Origin of the sequence: Thalassobacillus devorans, assembly GCF_011761345.1 — a bacterium.
GTDB classification, from domain to species: domain Bacteria; phylum Bacillota; class Bacilli; order Bacillales; family Halobacillaceae; genus Thalassobacillus; species Thalassobacillus devorans.
The window spans coordinates 80,173-97,543 of sequence record NZ_JAASRY010000006.1 but is presented as its reverse complement, the minus strand read 5'-3'; the positions used below and the strand labels follow the sequence as shown (position 1 = coordinate 97,543).

Genomic DNA, 17,371 nt, shown 5'->3' with positions numbered 1-17,371 from the left:
AAAAGGACTATCTCTCAGGAGGGATTTTTTTGAGGACATACTTAGAAGCTGCTCGATTTGAACATGCATTTTGGCTGCAAATATTAGGGGATCATGCCCGATTCATACGTGATTCGCTTTATCCCTCAGAAAAGGAAGATATAGAAATAGCAAAAGCATTTATTGAAATATTCGATGATATGGCGGTCAAATCAAGGGATTTGTCAAAGAGTCAAGCACAGGAATTTACCCGGCGGGCGGGGGAACATGTTCGGAGTTTCAGGCAGTATAAGCTGTCAATCATCCGAAGATTACTTGAAGGGGAAATAGAAATTCATTTACCGCCTACATTTATTAATCACATGGTAAATGAACTAGAGGAATATTTACTTGTTATTGGATATTTGGGTAAGGGCGAGGTCCCGCCAGTTTTTCATGAACTTCATCACCACATGTTATGGCTTTTGGATGCATCTGGTCATGCCGGGGCGATTAATGACAGTATGGATGCCACTGAACAGCACATTAAAAAACAAAGTGATACCTTTCGTCAAACGTTCAATGACTTATATTTAAAGTCAGTAGAGATGACTGGATATCTTAGAGCTAACTTGGAATCATTTCCGGCATTATCGCGATTTAACAACGAAACAAAAATCGAAATGAAATTATTCCAGACTTTCTTGAAAGAACTCGAAGAAATGGAATTATCAGAGCAGGTATTGGGTACATTCACAGCTCTAATGGCTGATCACATGTTCCGGGAAGAATGCTATTATCTTTTTAAGGTAGCGGAATCGACAGCTGCAGAGTATCCTTCTTGTGATCCAACAAAACCGCGTGTCGTTACCTGAGTAAATATCAGGATAAACGGATAAGCTAAGGCATGTGTTGATAACCATGAAGAAAAGTAGGAATGTATATGCCACAATTCACATATGACTCCTGTACGATTTATTATGAAGATATAGGGAAAGGTATTCCACTCGTATTGATCCATCCACCAGGCATGGGAAGACTTGTATTCACCTTTCAGCATACATTGAGCAGCCAATACAGGCTTTTAATTCCTGATTTAAGTGGGCATGGTGATTCTTCCATTGCTAAGGAACCAGTTACAATGGAACGATATGCGGCGGAAATTAAAGCCCTTCTGGATCATACCGGAACTCGCCTTGCTGTCATTTGCGGTTATTCCGCGGGCGGTGGGATAGCTCAGGAGTTTGCTTTATCCTACCCGGAACGAACCCGGGCACTGGTGTTATCCGGGGGATATCCCATAGTAGAAACGACACTATTGAAGATGGAGTACCGGATCGGGATGAAATGGCTGACCACAAGTCCTGATTCCCTGATACGGCTCTTGGCCAGATCTCACTTTTTAGATACAAACATACAGCAGATGATAAGTGGACAGATGACAAAAGCAGATTTGAAAAGCTGGTATGATTTTTATGAGGAATCTTTTCATTACGATTGCTCGGGGCGCTTAGGAGAAATAGACTGCCCGATATTGCTGATGTACGGATCCCGTGTCAAGTGGATCCGCCAGCATAGTCACTATTATCGCCAATGCAAGGATGTTCTTCTTGTCCATATCGAAAAAGCTACCCATCAATTGCCGACAAAACATTGGCACACATTCAACCATCATTTGCACTCCTTCATACAGGACACTTTAGCTAAAAATCCCTATCATCAGGCTGGAAATACCTTTTGATTTCCCCCTGAAAAGGCTGTTGAGAAAATCTCGACAGCCTTTTTTGTACTTTAACAAATCCAGTTGCATTTCTCATCAAGGGAGGACTTTGGTAGTGATTTCTGTCGATTTTTCCTGCAAACTTCTTATCCAATATCAGTAAATTATGTGCTAAAATGAAAGAAGTGATAATATTCGGAAAATTCGGAGGGGTATGAGATGCGCAACGTGGAGGAAGTGAAACAAGGAGTATTTCGAATTAGAGTCCCGCAGCCTGTTCCAGGCGACGTGTTTGTATATGTGATAAAGAAAGAAAAAGTCACGCTAATTGATGCAGGCCATCCATCATCAGATTCTCAAGCCAGTTTGATAACGGCGTTAAAGGAGATCGGAATAAAACTGGCAGATGTCGATCAAATTATTTTAACTCATCGGGATATGGATCACATAGGGGCATTACTGACCCATGCCAATGAACTTCATTGCCAGGTGTTTGCCGGATACCCTGCTAAAAAAGAGCCCACATTGTACGAACAGCTGGAAGGGATACGTCCTCAGCTTCCAGATCAATTCACCGAGGAGCTGCTTACGAAAGCATCGATGGATGAGATTGACTTTGCCCAAGCGGAACATCTTTCCATTACCCAGCATGTGAAGCACGGGGATGTGATAGATGTAGGAGGAGAATATTTAGAAGTGCTTGAAACACCTGGTCACAGCTTTGATCACATTTCTTTATATGATCCAGGGTCTAATGTTCTATACGGTGGGGACGTACTGATTGAAAATGGCCCTCCAACAAAAATCATTGATTTGCAGCAGTATTTGCTTACGCTGGATACATTGAGGCAAAAAAATATTAAAGAAGTTTTCCCCAGCCACGGTCCGATCATGGATCATCATCTTGATGCTATTGAACAAGCGATTGCAACCATCGTTGATATCGATCAGAAAATCATCACTTGCTTAAAAGATGGTTCGAAATCCTGCTACGACCTGGCTCTCCAATTCAATAATGGGAATGTGGATGAAAACTTATTATTTTATATTCAGCTCATTTCTAACCACCTTAACCGGTTGCAGGATAAAGATATTATTATCAAAACAGACAGGGGAGTATCCTTGCAATAAAAACAAGCGCACAGCTACGGTTGTGCGCTACTTTTCTTCGTTTTCAACTTCATGGTTACCAGTCATCATTTCTCCCTCTGTCGGATGTTCTTCCCGTTCCTTCTTTGGAGGGAGAAATGCTTTAGAGAAGGACACGCCTTTAGTGAAAACCTCAGCCTGCTCATTGGAGGTGTGGACTTTAGCTCTCTTTTGTTGTCGGTCTGCCACAAGGACCACCTCCTTTTTTAAAATGTGGTATCATTAATTATTATTCCATCGGAATTAACAAATTAAACATCTACAATAGTTGCCGAAAGAGGGTTTGTGATGGCGGAACAGTTGACTGTATTTGACAGGCAAGGCAATGAGATCGGGGTCGAAGAGAGAGAGAAGGTACACACCGAAGGCCTATGGCACCATACCTTCCAGTGCTGGTTTGTAGAAGTGATAGCAGGAGAGCCTTATATCTATTTCCAACATCGCTCGAAGGATAAAAAAGATTTTCCGGATAAACTGGATATAACCGCAGCAGGCCATATTGGGGCGGAGGAATCCATCGTGGAAGCAGGTGTCAGGGAAATTGTCGAAGAGTTAGGTATAGAGGTGTCAGCGAGTGACTTACAATACCAAGGCTGCTTTCGGGAAGAAATACATACGGGAACAATGATCGATCGGGAATTTTGCCATATCTTCTTATATCCACTGCAAAAGCTCCCGGACTTTCAGGTGACGGAAGAAGTGTCAGACATCATGCGACTTAGCCTGGAGGGCTTTGAAGAGATTTTACAAGGGCAAAGTAAGAATGGGCGCTATTTAATGAGCGGTCTGGAAAAAACAATCAGTTTGGATGATTTCTGTCCGCACTCACAAGGTTATTTTTCTTTTATTATTAAAGCCACACGGAAATTATTTGCTTTTTGACAGGTTTTCCAGTTGAGGATATAATCGAACTATTCAAAAAAGTGCGTGCTTATGGAGGGGAGACCCTCAACGAAAGAATTGATAAGCCTCTTCTTAGGAAGGGGTTTTTTACACTTGAAAAAAGTGTGACCTTGTTAAAAGATCAAAGTATAAGAAACGCTTAGATTTTCGCCATAAGGACATGGCGATAAGTCAAGTTTTTGAAGACGCTAATGGTCTGGCGCCAAGCCAGGCTTTTCTAATATCGAAGGGAGCAGAGATTCTATGAGTAAATCATTTGAAACAAAGGTTGTACATAACAGCCTTAAGCAGGATGCAGAGAAAATCAATAGTAAAGCAACGCCCATCTATCAGACTTCAGCCTACACGTTTGAAACCCTGGAAGATTTGGAAGGTTATTTTGAAGGCAAATCGCCGTATCTTTATACAAGAAACGGGAATCCGAACACAGACGAGCTGGGTCATGCCGTCGCCCAGTTAGAAGGGGCGCCAGCAGGCATGGCTTCTTCATCTGGAATGTCTGCCATACTATGCGGCATTCTGGCGGCCGTCGGGAATGGAGAACATATTGTCGCCGCGGAAGACACTTATGGAGGCACCTACCAGTTACTTACTCAGGAATTGAAAACATTCGGCATTGAAGTAACGCTCGCCTCATTCGATAACCTGGAAGAAGTGGAAGGGGCCATTCAGGGTAATACGAAACTCCTTTACAGTGAATCGGTTACGAATCCATTTTTGCGTGTCGAAAACATCAAGGCCCTGGTAGATATAGCAGAACGGTACCAGTTGAAAACGATGATCGATAATACTTTCGCAACGCCATACTTGCTCCACCCATACGAAGAAGGAGTCGATTTAGTCGTTCATAGTGCGACTAAATATATTGGCGGACACAGTGATGTATCAGCTGGTGTGCTGGTCGGAAGAGAAGAACTGATTGAAAAAGCGAGAGGAAAGATGGTAGCACTCGGTGCCAACCTGAGTCCATTTGAAGCATGGCTTGGTCAGCGTGGGTTGAAGACCCTGGCTCTTCGCATGAAGCAGCAATCGGAGAACGCGGATTATGTAGCGGAAAGCTTGCGCAACCATACGGATATCAAACATGTATATTATCCTGCTTACGTTTCTGAAAAAGGTAATGGAGCAATTATCACAATTGAATTGAACGAAAGATGCGACATGGATCGTTTTTATAAATCATTGGGCTGGATTAAAATTGTACCTTCCTTAGCAGGTGTTGAAACGACGGTATCTTATCCGAAAGGGACATCTCACCGGGCCTTGACGGAGGAGCAGCAGGAGAAGATCGGTATTAATGAGCACGTCGTCCGTATTTCAATTGGAATCGAAGGAGCTAAGGATATTCTGGCACAGCTTGGGGATGCGATTGAGGCATCCTTGCATGAGGCTTAAGTCCTGAAAAAAGTTGGTGAAAAATTCACCCCGGTACACATGATATAATTGGAAGTGGAGCACGTCCTTTTAGGGAGGATCGGCTGCCCCCATCTGTCAGGAAGGGGGGTGATGCCTACGAGCATATATGAAGTGTTGACCGTCATCTGGTCTTTCGGCACGTTTTTGATCGCTTTGCTCGCATTGATCATTCAAATGATCAATAAAAAATAGACCTCCCTATTCACTCGGCCAAAGTAGAAGGGGAGAGGCCTATTCCTGTAGTGGATAGCTGATCCCCCGGAGGGGGCGTGTATCTATGGCCGCAGCATTTGCTGCGGCTATTTTTTATTGTATGATTATCTATATACATCATACCACAACTAAGAGTTTTTTAAATCAATAATGTCCAAGTAGTCCTTTTTTCATTGCATATCTTTCGCAGGCAAGGTAGACGGAAACGCCAATTATTCCATAAACCACTGCATTCGCGATCAGCCAGGAATAATCCGATATTGAAAAATCAGCCAGCGTATAGTTATGAATCATGATCTGTCTCGTCATATCGACACCTTTTACAAATGGCGCCGCAATGAGGTATGGAGCGACAGATAAAGGTACGAAAGTCAATCCCATTATGATGAATTGAAGGATTTGCAAAAATGCACTAATCTGTTTGAAAATGATTGACAATCCAGCGATCATGAAACCCACTCCGATCATACTGGCAATCGTCAATAACAGGATAGGTATAGTGGCTGCTGGATTCAAGTTCAGCCACTCCCCAGTGGTGAGCATGGACAAAAACAACAATAAAATGACAATAAGGAAATGGATGAATATCATTCCAGATAATCGGGAGAGTAAAATCCGCCATGCTCCCATCGGTGACATATATAACTGTTCCAGCGTCCCTCGCATTGCTTCGTCCGAGACAGTCCAGCCAATCGATTGCAGTGTCATCATAGCGAAGTACCAGAAAATATAATTGACGATGATAAATTGTGTGTTCGCACCTGCTTCTGCAGGGTCGCCGATCACCTGGATGCCGAAGAACATCGCAAGGAAGATAATGTAGAAGGTCAGCAGCAGGCTCAAAGTATTAGCGAAATATCGTTTCATCTCCACATATTCTTTTTTGGTATTAACGCGAATGACATTCCAGAGTGTTGTCATGAGGCAGCCTCCTCTTTGACAAGCTGCATAAATACTTTTTCAAAGTTAATTTCAGTTCGGTTAATGGTTTCGATCGGGGTATGGTTTCGTTTCAGGATGTCCATCAAAGCGTAGATTTCCTGTTCTTCTTCCAGGCTGACTTGTAAGTCCAGCCCCTTCCAGGAGTGCAACGGGAACTCAAACTTAAGCATCTCCTGCTGTTCGTCTGTGATCGGTTCTTTCAAGCTGATTTGATAAGCGCTTGTTTTGAATAATTGAAGGAGGTGATCTACGCTTTCGTCAGCAATAACTCTTCCATTGTTAATGATAACAGTACGCTCACATAAATCCTGGACAACAGGCATATCATGGGTGCTGATAATAATGGTCTTGCCTTCTTTTTTAGCGATTGACCGCAGGATTTCCCGTACTTCGTAGCCAGTTTCGACGTCCAGTCCTAACGTCGGCTCATCAAGCAGGATTACATCAGTATCTGCCAGCATAGCTACTGCGATTGCAAGTTTCTGCTGCATGCCGCGGGACAGCTTGTTGACTAACTCTTGTCTCTTCTCTTTCAAACGGAATTGCTCTAGCAATTTATCGATATGCGGCTTCATTGCTTTCCTGGACATGCCGCGGTTGCCTGCAAAGTATTCGAGATTTTCCTCGACAGTCATTCGCCAGTAAAGGTTCCGGTTTCCTTCCAGAACGGCGCTTATATGACGGAGCGCTTTATTTCGCTTTTTGACACTGTCAAAACCATTAATGGTGACGGCGCCTTCATCAGGGACCAGCAGGCCGCAGATCGTCTTGATCGTCGTTGTTTTCCCAGCCCCGTTAGGGCCGAGCAGGCCAAGTATTTCTCCTTTTTCCACCTCAAAAGAAACATCATCTACCGCCACAAAAATTTCTTTCGTCTTACGCATTTTATAGATTTTTCGTATGCCATCTACCTTAATGATACTATCCATTTATCCAGCTCCTTCCAAATCCTCTAATTTACATTATATAGAATTGTAAGGAAATCACATCAATCATTTAAGGTAAATGGCATCGGTCTTAAGACGGAGCGGAAAACTAGACGCTCATAAAAAAGCCCGCTTCCTCAAAAGGAAGCGGGTTGTAGTATATGTTCTGCCTGTTCCATTTCTTGCTCGGAAGGTGAACGATAGCCTTCCAGGGGATACTCTAACCCAAGGTGTTCCCATTTGTAGACCCCCATGGTGTGATAAGGAAGCACCTCTAATTTTTCCACGTTGCCTAATCCATCGACAAATTCTTTGAGTTGTTGGAGTTCTTCCGCTTCATTCGTCAACCCTGGAATAAGCACGCGTCTGATCCAGACTGGAATGTCTTTTTCAGCTAAGAAGCGGGCGAAGTCATGGATATGCTTATTGGTCATACCGGTCAGTGACTTATGTTTATCAGCATCCATCTGCTTGAGGTCAAGCAAAACTAAATCCGTAAACTTCAAGAGTTCCTCCATCTTAGCTAAAAACGCAGGGGAGCTGCTGAAGCAACCGCCCGAGGAATCAATGGCTGTATGGATGCCGAGCTCTTTGCACCTTTGGAAGAGTTCCGTCAAAAAATCAATTTGCAGCAACGGCTCACCGCCACTGACGGTTATGCCTCCTTTTGCTTTGATATAAGGGAGGTATTCCTTAATATCTTCGATAATATCATCGACTGATTTCTCCATCCCTCCGGTTCGGCTCCAAGTGTCAGGGTTATGGCAAAACTGACATCTGAGCAGGCATCCCTGGGTAAAGATGACGTATCGGAGGCCGGGTCCGTCTACTGTTCCGCAAGTTTCGATTGAGTGTATACGACCGTTCATAAAAATACCTCCCTTAAACGATAAAGCACTATATTTTTTCATGGAATGTACGATTGATAACGTCTAACTGTTGTTCACGGGTCAGTTTGATGAAATTGACGGCATATCCGGAAACACGGATGGTCAGCTGCGGATATTTTTCTGGATGTTTCACCGCGTCCAGCAACGTCTCCCGCTCGAAAACATTGATGTTCAAATGGTGTCCTTCCTTTATGGCGTAGCCGTCCAGGATGGAAACCAGGTTGTCGACACGGTCATTCAAGGTACGTCCGAGTGCTTTTGGCACAAAACTGAACGTGTTCGAAATGCCATCCAGCGCATATTCGTATGGTATCTTTGCCACACTGTTCAAGGATGCAAGCGCTCCTGATTCATCTCGTCCATGAAGTGGGTTCGCTCCCGGTGCAAAAGGTGTACCAGCTGTACGGCCGTCCGGTGTGCTGCCTGTTTTTTTTCCGTAAACCACATTGGATGTAATGGTTAAAATGGAGATCGTCGGTGTTGCACCGCGATAGGCTTTGTGCTGTTTGAACTTGTTCATAAAGGCTTTGACGATATCTACGGCAATATCATCGACGCGTTTGTCATTATTGCCATACTTCGGATAATCACCGGCGACTTCATAGTCGACGGCCAGGCCATTTTGATCGCGGATGACATGGACTTTTGCATGCTTGATTGCACTTAAGCTATCAGCAACGACACTTAATCCGGCTATTCCCCCAGCCATCGTCCGCAGTATTTTTGGATCATGGAGGGCCATTTCAATTCGTTCATACGCATATTTATCATGCATGTAGTGGATGGCATTCAGCGTATTCATATATAATTTAGCAAGCCAATCCAGTACTTGATCGTATTTTTCGCGCACTTCCTCGTACTCCAGAATGTCAGCTGTGACGGGACGGAAAGGAGGGGTCATCTGAACATGCATGACTTCATCTACTCCCCCGTTTATGGCATAAAGCAGCGCTTTCGCCAGGTTGACACGTGCACCGAAGAATTGCATCTGCTTCCCGATTTCCATAGCGCTGACACAGCAGGCAATTCCATAATCATCACCATAATGCTTCCGCATGATGTCATCATTTTCATATTGAATGGAGCTGGAGTTAATCGAAACTTTGGCGCAATATTGTTTAAATCGTTCTGGTAGTTTTTCTGACCAGAGAACAGTCAAGTTAGGTTCAGGCGCAGGTCCCAGGTTTGTCAATGTATGCAAAAATCGGAAAGAACTCTTGGTGACCATCGGCTCCCCGTGGACATTCAATCCGCCGATAGATTCGGTCACCCAGGTAGGATCTCCGCTGAAGAGCTCGTTATATTCCGGGGTACGGGCGAATTTGACTAACCGTAGCTTCATGACGAAATGATCGATTAATTCTTGTGCATCTTGTTCGGTCAATTCACCTTCATTTATATCCCGTTCGATATAAATATCGAGGAAAGTAGATACACGTCCAAGGCTCATCGCAGCGCCGTTCTGTTCCTTGATTGCTGCTAAATAGGCGAAATACAACCATTGAAATGCTTCGCGGGCATTGACGGCAGGGCGTGATATATCAAAACCGTAGCTTGCTGCCATTTCTTTTAATTCATGAAGGGCACGGATTTGCTCGGCATGTTCCTCCCGATCGCGTAGTACTTCTTCTGACATAACTCCATCTGCACCCAGCTGATGATAGTCCTGCTGTTTCTTTTCAATAAGGAAATCCACTCCATATAGGGGAACCCTCCGGTAGTCACCGATGATACGGCCGCGGCCATAAGCATCAGGAAGGCCTGTGATAATTCCTACTTTTCTCGCCAATTTCATTTCAGGTGTATATACATCAAAGACGCCCTGGTTATGAGTTTTCCGGTAATCGGTGAAAATTCTTTCCGTATCTTCATCGAGCGTATAGCCGTAAGATTCGCAAGATTGCTTTGCCATTCGGATACCGCCGTATGGCTGCATCGATCTTTTGAAAGGGGAGTCTGTCTGAACACCCACTACCTTCTCAAGATTCTTATTCAGATATCCCGGTCGATGGGAGGTGATGGAAGAGGGTTTTTTTGTATCCATATCCCACACGCCGCCACGTTCGCGTTCTTCTTCAGTCAGTTCCATTACTTGCTTCCATAATCTTGTGGTATCACTGGTGGGGCCGGCAAGGAATGCCTCATCTCCTGTGTAAAGGGAATAGTTGTGAATAATAAAATCTCGGACATCAATTTCGTCTCGCCATTTTCCATCTATAAAAGTTCTCCATGCTTGTGGAAGAGCTGTTAAAGTCGTCATCGCAATCGCTTCCTTTCCTTATTTGCAATATGGCTATGTATTTATTGTAAATGAAAAGTTCAATTGTGAATCATTTCACATTTGGATATTATGTGAACTTTTTCCAGAGGGTAAGAGCTGGTAAATAAAATGGCCAATAAATCCTGTACTTTGCTAATAAATCTGGATTTTGGCTAATATAACCAAATTTAGGTCAATAATTTCATAATTCCACGGAAAGATGCACATCCTCCTTATAACGGGGAAAGTGTAAGTGTTAAATCCCCTCCTGAGAGGGTATGGAAAAATAGAAGTAGAATCGTAGACAAAGAAGGAGAGATTGGATGTACTCGGTGACTTTTCAAAAGATAATACTGTATGTAGGAATTGGTATATTTGTCGGACTGATGATTGGGCTATTGATTGGAGACGTACAGCTCGGCATTTATTCGACTTTCCTAAGTATCATTACTATTTTGCTAACGGCGATTTTCGCTGAACTATATCATGTCCGTGAAGCGATTAATAAACAGCGGGCAGAACAGAAAGACCCGATCATTAAGTAAAGAGAAAGAGTAAAGCGACCAGGGAGAAGTCGTTTTACTCTTTTTTTATCCAAGCAAACAGGTGAACAGCTGTTGAAATTTCATATAGTTATAAATCGTGCGTGCATGCCTTCCTTCTAGAGTGTAAGGGTTGATTCTGGTTTGCAGGCACTCCATGAAAGCACGGTCGCAGTAGCACGAAGGACCATACTGTTGGTAACAAATATCATGGTACATACAGCACATATCCACCCCATTCACTGGCGCGCCAGGTCCGCTGCAACCCGGTCCGCACCATTTATAGCCGGGAAAGATGCAGAAACCTCTTTCCATCAGATGATTTTCCGGGTGTTCATACATTTCTTTCTCCTCCTATCGTCATTTTAATTAGGATATGTGCAAGTGCGGAAGAAGGGGAGAGCATCCGCCTATAAAAAGTAAGGTGCAGGGCGAATGTTTCATTTTTATAAGTAATAAGAATGATTTTACATTAGCTGTGGAAGGAATTGTGGTCTCCGTCTAGAACTTCTCTAAAAAGGAGGAGATTCGACATGGGCGGAAAAATAAAGACATTGTCAGAGCCGAAAATAGTCAAATTGGAAAGTTTCAAGGTAATGGGAGCAGCTTGTGAAACAACGATGGTCGAGAAGGACGTGAAGATTCCGAGGCTTATGGAAGAATTCCATACGAAACAAGTGATCAACATTGAAAATCGCCTGAATGCGCCGGTTTCCTATGGAGTATTTATCGACCCTGAAAACTGGAACCCGGACACGGAGACATTCACATGGATAGCTGCAGTCGAAGTGGACGGGCATGATAATCTCCCTTCCGGCATGGTGTCCCGGACATTTGATGAACATGATTACGCTGCCCTGGATTATGACCCAGCTGAACACAGCTTTGATCCTTATCCCTTTTTGCACAAATGGATTAATGAAAATGGATATGTACAAATAGAAGGGTACGGCTTTGAACGCTATGAGCCTTATACGGGGGCCAACACGAAATTCACCCTCCATCTGCCCGTAAAGAGAATGGCTGCTAAAGATTGAGTCTGTAAGCCATGTCTTGTAGAATAGCTAGGTGATAAGACACAACAAAGAAAAGGTGTTTCACATGCAATCCTATATTGTCGTCGGGGCAGGGGTCCTTGGCGCATCTACTGCCTATCATCTAGCCAAAACAGGAGCGGAGGTCACTTTGATTGATCGAAACGAACCGGGACAGGCGACAGATGCAGCTGCCGGTATCGTATGCCCGTGGCTTACACAACGCCGCAATAAAAAATGGTACCGCCTTGCAAAAGGAGGAGCCAGGTACTACCCTGAGCTGATCGATCGATTGAAAGAGGACGGAGAAACGGAAACCGGTTATGAAAAAGTCGGGGCGATCAGTCTCCATACGGATGAGGGGAAATTAGATAAAATGGAACAGCGGGCTTATCAGCGTAGGGAGGACGCCCCTGAAATCGGTACGATCACTCGGTTATCCCCGGAAGAAACAAAGGCGCTGTTTCCCCCGTTATCTGATGAATATGGGGCTGTCCATGTCAGCGGGGGAGCCAGGGTCAACGGCAAGGCGCTTCGTCACGCGCTGATCAGCGCCGCAGTGAAAAATGGCGCTGACTTTCGTCATGCCAATGCTTCGTTGATTCACGAACGGAAGCAGGTAATTGGAGTAAAGACGGGCGACAACCGGCTCCTGGCTGATAAAGTAATTGTCACCGCTGGTGCCTGGGGCGCAGAATTGTTTCGGCCGCTGGGAGTGAACCTTAAAATATACGGACAGCGTGCACAAATTGTGCATTTAGAAATTCCGGGAGCTGATACGAGCACATGGCCTGTAGTTATGCCTCCAACGGCCCAATATATGCTTGCCTTTGAAAAAGGACGCATCGTCGTGGGCGCGACACATGAGGATGATACTGGCTTTGATTGCCGTGTTACCGCTGGAGGGCTGCATGAAATATTTGATAAAGCCCTGAAGATAGCTCCTGGTTTAGCAGACAGTTCCATGCTGGAAGCAAGGGTAGGATTCCGGCCGTTCACACCTGGATTTCTACCTGTATTCGGTGCTGTGCCGGGATTGGAAGGTATCCTCATGGCAAATGGTTTAGGTGCATCAGGACTTACCGTGGGACCATACCTGGGAGCCGAACTTGCCAGGCTGGCATCAGGAGAAGAGACGGAACTGTCTCCTGAGGACTACGATGTTGCAGAATCTATTGATCAATAAGGTTATAGCTTTATAGAGAGGTGCCCTTCTATGTAGAAGGGTGCCTCCTTTTTTACATTAGCCTTAAAAAATCTCCGTGATACTTTTGCAGGTTAAGCTTCTTACGCCGAAGGTCCAGTTTCAAGATAATGGGTCCGTTACCATGATTGGAAAGGGAGTCGTTCCCCAACGGACCGTTATCCAGACATACATCTCGAGATCAAGTCTTCGACTTTTTGGGCTTGTTGTTGAAGAAGTCGCTTTTGGTAATTGTCTGATCTGGGAAAGTTTAGCTGGTTTTACAATGGTATAGCGGTGGTAATGGTATAGGGTTAACGACAATAACAAGGGGTTAGTTTATGGATATATTAATGTTTGTATTATTTCTGCTTTCCGCAATAGCTGCCTATTACCTCGCAGTTCAGCTGGCAAGCTATGGGGATGGAGTGAAAGAGAAGACGAGAGCATCCTCTGCATTTGTCGGGATATTGATTGGGGTAGCTATCTCGTTGCCAGAGCTAACGGCGAGTGCTACCGCCATCATTATTGATAGTCCGGATTTGGCTATTGGTAATTTACTTGGTAGTAATTTATTCAATCTATTTGCATTAGCTTTATTAGATATCCATTATCGACGCCAACAGGTCATGTGGCATACAAACAAGGAAAGTAAATTATACAGCTATTTATTGATTGTCATGACAATGGTGGTCATGATTGCGTTGTCCCTGACATTGCCTGAGGGTATCTATCATGTTGGTTACACTTCGGTCGTGCTCGTCTTGTTATATTTCGGAGGAATAAAATGGATCAACAGTCGTTCCGAGGAAAAGGTGAAGCGCAGGTCGAGGGAGAATCGTCGTTTTGATGACCATACTAAAAATCAGGTGGTTTCCCGGTTTCTTTTGTACGGAGTGTTGATTATGATTGCCGGCTCCGTGTTGACGGTAACGGCTGACCAGATTGCCCAAATCACCGGTCTGGGGACAACATTTATAGGATCGATCCTGGTCGGAGCTAGTACTTCTTTGCCTGATGCGGTAAGTGTGGCAACGGTGTTAAAGTTAAGAAATTACAACATGGCGGTAAGTTCCATGCTTGGAAGCAGTGCTTTCAACGTGATGCTGCTTTCCTTCACAGATGCCATTTACTTTGGAAATAATTTATTCCAGCATGCTGCACCCACTCACCTTGTCACCAGTGGCAGTACCATCGTGATCGTTCTGTTAATTTTATATAATATAACCAGAAAGCAGCGTCGTACTACCTTCGGTTACATCTATCCATCCTTACTGATCTCAGGAGTATATTTAGCTGCTATCGTACTGATGTTTTTAATGAAATAAAAGAATGTGTAAGGGGCATGGTGTCTCTTGCACATTTTTTGTGATACCTTAAAGAAAATTAGGAGATAGCGTACGGTTTTGGATGGTGTCAGGAAGGGTAAAAACCGCTTAAAGAGGACATTAACTTGAATTATGAAGGTGATAGAGATGGAATTACCAGAAGAATTAGTGAAACTTGCGGAAGAACGAATTGCTCCCTATGATACCGAAGGACTGGTCATCGGTGCGGGCAATGAAAATGGAGATATCATGATTGTCGGCGAAGCACCTGGTGAACAAGAAGCCGTGGAAGGAAAACCGTTCATCGGACGCGCCGGTAAAGAGTTGGACAAACAATTGGAGTATTTGGGATTGACCAGGGAGGATGTCTATATTACCAGTGCGGTTCGCAGCAGGCCATATAAATGGGTCAAGACGAACAAGAAAGGGACAGGAGGGAAGCGTAAGGCCAACCGGAAGCCGAATCAAAAGGAAATTCTGGCTCATGCTCCCATCCTTGATTACCAAATCGCAAAGATGAACCCCCATTTAATCATTGCGCTTGGCAGTGTCGCTTATGAACGGTTGACGGGCCGAAAAGATAAAATGACCAAAATTGTCGGGAGTCCAATAGAAACGCCGGTGAAAAAGTTAATAGAAACCGATGGGAAAGACTATACCTATACGGAAAAATCCTACACGATTATTCCCTTGTACCATCCCGCGGCGGTTTTTTATAACCCGGTGATCAAAGATGAAATCTATCAGGCACTCGACCGGGTAAAGGATCACTTAATGAAATAATCTTGGAAACCCTCAATGCTGTGCGGTTCAGCAGAGGTTGGATTTTTCACGACAACATGTGCTCCGGCAAGTACTACGAGACACATCATAAGCAAGACGAGTATGCCGACCATGTTTTCCACCTCCTTTGTTGGTTATACTTTAAGTTATGAAACGCGTTTCAGAGCAAGGGTTATTTTTTTTGGCTCTGTTAAAGCTCCGTGTTGATTTTACAAAGCTCCCAATTGCTGAAGACTCAGTTTCGAGACTTTTGATTGCGATTATGGCAGCTGGGAAAACGGATCGCTTTCCGTGGGCATGTGGTGAGCTTCCTCAGGCTTCGCCTTGCGGGATCTCACCGCTCATGTTCATCCCACAGGAGTCTCACCGTTTTCCCCGCCACCTTACGTTTGTTAGAGTCTCGAAACTTCCATCAGAAATAGAGTATTTTTAGAGCAGAAAATACGGTCAATTAACCATAGTGATAGGATTTTAATCACAAAAAGGGCTGGACTTTCTAAACACAATTTCGAGTATCTTATCTGGCAAGGGGCGTGGGGGAAGGGTGAGACTCCCGCGGGAGAATGAGCAAGGCGAGACCCCGCAAGGCTTGCCTGAGGAGGCTCGCCAGGTTCCCCGCAGGAAAGAAATTAATGCGTAATCACCTTGGTAGACACGACACGCATAAGCAGAACAGCAAAAGGGAAGTTGTCTTTCTTCCCGTTGATGGACTGCTTATGTCGCGAGTGTCTAGGCGATGAAGCTGGAAAGCGAATCCTTCCCCAACGCTCCTATTCCTCAAATAATGTCTCGAAATCAAGTCTTCGACTTTTCGGCCCTATTGTGGAATAAGCCTATTTTGAAAAATCAACAATAAAGTTTAACAGAGCCATTTTTTAAAAAGATTAGTGAAAATGAAGTTTTCCACATGAGGCGCTGAGGAGACTTCGGAAAAAAGGAGGGGAAGGGATGAGCAATATCCGTGATATCGCAAAGCTGGCCCATGTATCGGTCACCACCGTTTCCCGTGTGCTTAACAACCACCCCTATGTAAAAGAAGAAAAAAGAAAAGCGGTATGGGAAGCTGTGGAGCAGCTTGATTACCAGCAGAACATTAATGCGGTCCATCTTTCCAAAGGGAAGACATCCGTGATTGGTGTGGTCCTCCCTTATATCAATCATCCTTATTTCAGCAGGCTGCTGGAAGGGATTGCAGATGCGGCGGAAGGTGACGGTTATAAGCTGATGGTCATCCAGACGAATTATGAAGCGGAAAAAGAAATCGAAGCACTGGATATGCTGCGTCTCAAACAGGTCGATGGCGTAATTTTCACTTCGAGGAATTCACCGTGGCAAGTCCTGAAAAAATATCGTACCTATGGACCGGTAGTAGCTTGTGAAAATAAACTGGACGATGAGATATCGACCATCTTTATTGACCATTACCAGGCTTTTCAACTGGGGATGAACGTGTTAATGGAAAAGGGTCACCGGAAAATCGGCTATTGTATAAGCAGAAGAGAAGGCAGCAATAGTCAAAAAAGACATGAAGCCTATTGCGATCAGCTGGAGAAGCTCGGAGAACCGATGAGAGATGAATGGATTTTTGAGAAGTGTTTACATATGAAAGATGGTGCCCGCGTGCTTCAGGAATGGACGAAACACGAGGACGCACCAACAGCTCTTGTCGTAACCAATGACCTGGTAGCTTCAGGTCTTCTGTTAGAAGCTGAAAAACTGGGGATAACCGTTCCTGAAAGGCTTGCTATTGTTGGTTTTGACGACCAGCCTTTAGCAAAGGCATTACAAATCACTACCATCCGGCTCCCGCTTCATGAAATCGGAGCTGAGGCATTCAGGCAAGCCAAAAGTGACCAGGTTGTTCACAAAGCATTGCCTTTCCAGCTAATTGAACGAAAAACGGTATAAGAAAACAGGAAAGCAGCCGCTCATACTCCAATGAGCGGCTGCTTTTATATTTATTTCTTAAAGCTCTAGTTAGATGAATCTCACAAAGCTCTCCGCAGATGGTTCAGGTTTTTATAGTTTTGTATTCTTTATAATTTTCTGAAAACGTATTGACTTTTTACTATTGTCACGGTATCGTTATGTTAAACAATATAACACATATTTATCGTTACGATT

General features: G+C 44.3%; 19 protein-coding genes. 12 read left to right on the top strand and 7 right to left on the bottom strand.

Annotation, left to right across the window (positions count from 1 at the left end):
• The first annotated feature begins 29 nt into the window (after positions 1-29).
• The 3 genes from FHS45_RS17335 (at position 30) to FHS45_RS17325 (ending at position 2,809) form a co-directional block, all read left to right on the top strand.
• Positions 30-833: a DUF2935 domain-containing protein gene (locus tag FHS45_RS17335; RefSeq protein ID WP_062438748.1), complete on the top strand. Its 804-nt coding sequence runs from the start codon at positions 30-32 to the stop codon at positions 831-833.
• 68 nt (positions 834-901) lie between these two features.
• Positions 902-1,699, top strand: coding sequence for an alpha/beta fold hydrolase (locus tag FHS45_RS17330; RefSeq protein WP_062438751.1), 798 nt, complete (start codon positions 902-904; stop codon positions 1,697-1,699).
• A gap of 198 nt (positions 1,700-1,897) precedes the next feature.
• The gene (locus FHS45_RS17325) at positions 1,898-2,809 is read left to right on the top strand and encodes an MBL fold metallo-hydrolase (RefSeq protein ID WP_062438754.1); all 912 of its coding nucleotides are present in this window, start codon (positions 1,898-1,900) and stop codon (positions 2,807-2,809) included.
• 27 nt (positions 2,810-2,836) lie between these two features.
• On the opposite strand, the gene FHS45_RS17320 is transcribed toward FHS45_RS17325, so the two are convergent.
• Positions 2,837-3,016, bottom strand: a complete 180-nt coding sequence (locus FHS45_RS17320; protein WP_062438757.1) for a hypothetical protein — start codon at positions 3,014-3,016, stop codon at positions 2,837-2,839.
• 99 nt (positions 3,017-3,115) lie between these two features.
• Between FHS45_RS17320 and FHS45_RS17315 the strand changes: the two genes are divergently transcribed.
• From FHS45_RS17315 to FHS45_RS17305, 3 genes are all read left to right on the top strand, one after another.
• Positions 3,116-3,709 carry an NUDIX hydrolase gene (locus FHS45_RS17315; RefSeq protein WP_062438759.1) on the top strand — a complete coding sequence of 198 codons (594 nt, stop codon included), beginning with the start codon at positions 3,116-3,118 and terminating at the stop codon, positions 3,707-3,709.
• 264 nt (positions 3,710-3,973) lie between these two features.
• Entirely contained in the window at positions 3,974-5,125 is a 1,152-nt protein-coding gene (locus FHS45_RS17310) for a trans-sulfuration enzyme family protein (protein WP_062438762.1), read from the top strand.
• A gap of 111 nt (positions 5,126-5,236) precedes the next feature.
• Positions 5,237-5,338, top strand: a complete 102-nt coding sequence (locus FHS45_RS17305; protein ID WP_082411879.1) for a putative holin-like toxin — start codon at positions 5,237-5,239, stop codon at positions 5,336-5,338.
• 165 nt (positions 5,339-5,503) lie between these two features.
• On the opposite strand, the gene FHS45_RS17300 is transcribed toward FHS45_RS17305, so the two are convergent.
• From FHS45_RS17300 to pflB, 4 genes are all read right to left on the bottom strand, one after another.
• Positions 5,504-6,280, bottom strand: a complete 777-nt coding sequence (locus tag FHS45_RS17300; protein ID WP_062438764.1) for an ABC transporter — start codon at positions 6,278-6,280, stop codon at positions 5,504-5,506.
• Positions 6,277-7,230 (bottom strand): ABC transporter ATP-binding protein, encoded by a 954-nt coding sequence (locus FHS45_RS17295; RefSeq protein WP_062438766.1) that lies wholly within the window; start codon positions 7,228-7,230, stop codon positions 6,277-6,279. The genes FHS45_RS17300 and FHS45_RS17295 overlap by 4 nt, the downstream gene beginning before the upstream one ends.
• A gap of 134 nt (positions 7,231-7,364) precedes the next feature.
• Positions 7,365-8,096 (bottom strand): pyruvate formate-lyase-activating protein, encoded by a 732-nt coding sequence (gene pflA / locus FHS45_RS17290; RefSeq protein WP_062438769.1) that lies wholly within the window; start codon positions 8,094-8,096, stop codon positions 7,365-7,367.
• Between the two features lie 28 nt (positions 8,097-8,124).
• Positions 8,125-10,377 (bottom strand): formate C-acetyltransferase, encoded by a 2,253-nt coding sequence (pflB, locus tag FHS45_RS17285; protein ID WP_062438772.1) that lies wholly within the window; start codon positions 10,375-10,377, stop codon positions 8,125-8,127.
• 323 nt (positions 10,378-10,700) lie between these two features.
• Here pflB and FHS45_RS17280 point away from each other — a divergent pair, with 323 nt between their 5' ends.
• Positions 10,701-10,922 carry a hypothetical protein gene (locus FHS45_RS17280; protein WP_062438775.1) on the top strand — a complete coding sequence of 74 codons (222 nt, stop codon included), beginning with the start codon at positions 10,701-10,703 and terminating at the stop codon, positions 10,920-10,922.
• Positions 10,923-10,967: 45 nt separating this feature from the next.
• Here the strand turns inward: FHS45_RS17280 and FHS45_RS20260 are convergent, their stop codons facing one another.
• A complete protein-coding gene (locus tag FHS45_RS20260; protein WP_148349958.1) occupies positions 10,968-11,234 on the bottom strand; it encodes a phospholipase in 267 nt (88 codons plus the stop codon).
• Between the two features lie 218 nt (positions 11,235-11,452).
• On the opposite strand from FHS45_RS20260, the gene FHS45_RS17275 reads away from it, so the two are divergent.
• The 4 genes from FHS45_RS17275 (at position 11,453) to FHS45_RS17260 (ending at position 15,247) form a co-directional block, all read left to right on the top strand.
• A complete protein-coding gene (locus FHS45_RS17275) occupies positions 11,453-11,956 on the top strand; it encodes a GyrI-like domain-containing protein (RefSeq protein WP_062438782.1) in 504 nt (167 codons plus the stop codon).
• 64 nt (positions 11,957-12,020) lie between these two features.
• A complete protein-coding gene (locus FHS45_RS17270; RefSeq protein ID WP_062438785.1) occupies positions 12,021-13,139 on the top strand; it encodes an NAD(P)/FAD-dependent oxidoreductase in 1,119 nt (372 codons plus the stop codon).
• A 350-nt stretch (positions 13,140-13,489) separates the two neighbouring features.
• The gene (locus FHS45_RS17265) at positions 13,490-14,464 is read left to right on the top strand and encodes a sodium:calcium antiporter (protein WP_243847175.1); all 975 of its coding nucleotides are present in this window, start codon (positions 13,490-13,492) and stop codon (positions 14,462-14,464) included.
• 132 nt (positions 14,465-14,596) lie between these two features.
• A complete protein-coding gene (locus tag FHS45_RS17260; RefSeq protein WP_243847173.1) occupies positions 14,597-15,247 on the top strand; it encodes a uracil-DNA glycosylase in 651 nt (216 codons plus the stop codon).
• Here FHS45_RS17260 and FHS45_RS20390 read toward each other — a convergent pair.
• Complete coding sequence (locus FHS45_RS20390; protein WP_258953951.1) at positions 15,232-15,360, bottom strand: hypothetical protein; 129 nt, start codon at positions 15,358-15,360, stop codon at positions 15,232-15,234. The two genes, FHS45_RS17260 and FHS45_RS20390, sit on opposite strands and share 16 nt — an antisense overlap.
• 835 nt (positions 15,361-16,195) lie before the next feature.
• On the opposite strand from FHS45_RS20390, the gene FHS45_RS17255 reads away from it, so the two are divergent.
• Positions 16,196-17,155 carry a LacI family DNA-binding transcriptional regulator gene (locus FHS45_RS17255; RefSeq protein WP_062438793.1) on the top strand — a complete coding sequence of 320 codons (960 nt, stop codon included), beginning with the start codon at positions 16,196-16,198 and terminating at the stop codon, positions 17,153-17,155.
• Positions 17,156-17,371 lie beyond the last annotated feature (216 nt).

Excerpts from the sequence above, each read along its gene's own strand:
- FHS45_RS17305 (WP_082411879.1), top strand. The coding sequence starts at position 5,237 with ATGCCTACGAGCATATATGAAGTGTTGACCGTCATCTGGTCTTTCGGC.
- FHS45_RS17300 (WP_062438764.1), bottom strand. The coding sequence starts at position 6,280 with ATGACAACACTCTGGAATGTCATTCGCGTTAATACCAAAAAAGAATAT.
- FHS45_RS17295 (WP_062438766.1), bottom strand. The coding sequence starts at position 7,230 with ATGGATAGTATCATTAAGGTAGATGGCATACGAAAAATCTATAAAATG.
- pflA (WP_062438769.1), bottom strand. The coding sequence starts at position 8,096 with ATGAACGGTCGTATACACTCAATCGAAACTTGCGGAACAGTAGACGGA.
- FHS45_RS17315 (WP_062438759.1), top strand. The coding sequence starts at position 3,116 with ATGGCGGAACAGTTGACTGTATTTGACAGGCAAGGCAATGAGATCGGG.
- FHS45_RS17270 (WP_062438785.1), top strand. The coding sequence starts at position 12,021 with ATGCAATCCTATATTGTCGTCGGGGCAGGGGTCCTTGGCGCATCTACT.
- FHS45_RS17260 (WP_243847173.1), top strand. The coding sequence starts at position 14,597 with ATGAAGGTGATAGAGATGGAATTACCAGAAGAATTAGTGAAACTTGCG.
- FHS45_RS20260 (WP_148349958.1), bottom strand. The coding sequence starts at position 11,234 with ATGGAAAGAGGTTTCTGCATCTTTCCCGGCTATAAATGGTGCGGACCG.
- FHS45_RS17280 (WP_062438775.1), top strand. The coding sequence starts at position 10,701 with ATGTACTCGGTGACTTTTCAAAAGATAATACTGTATGTAGGAATTGGT.
- FHS45_RS17330 (WP_062438751.1), top strand. The coding sequence starts at position 902 with ATGCCACAATTCACATATGACTCCTGTACGATTTATTATGAAGATATA.
- FHS45_RS17275 (WP_062438782.1), top strand. The coding sequence starts at position 11,453 with ATGGGCGGAAAAATAAAGACATTGTCAGAGCCGAAAATAGTCAAATTG.
- FHS45_RS17265 (WP_243847175.1), top strand. The coding sequence starts at position 13,490 with ATGTTTGTATTATTTCTGCTTTCCGCAATAGCTGCCTATTACCTCGCA.
- pflB (WP_062438772.1), bottom strand. The coding sequence starts at position 10,377 with ATGACGACTTTAACAGCTCTTCCACAAGCATGGAGAACTTTTATAGAT.
- FHS45_RS20390 (WP_258953951.1), bottom strand. The coding sequence starts at position 15,360 with ATGGTCGGCATACTCGTCTTGCTTATGATGTGTCTCGTAGTACTTGCC.
- FHS45_RS17325 (WP_062438754.1), top strand. The coding sequence starts at position 1,898 with ATGCGCAACGTGGAGGAAGTGAAACAAGGAGTATTTCGAATTAGAGTC.
- FHS45_RS17255 (WP_062438793.1), top strand. The coding sequence starts at position 16,196 with ATGAGCAATATCCGTGATATCGCAAAGCTGGCCCATGTATCGGTCACC.
- FHS45_RS17310 (WP_062438762.1), top strand. The coding sequence starts at position 3,974 with ATGAGTAAATCATTTGAAACAAAGGTTGTACATAACAGCCTTAAGCAG.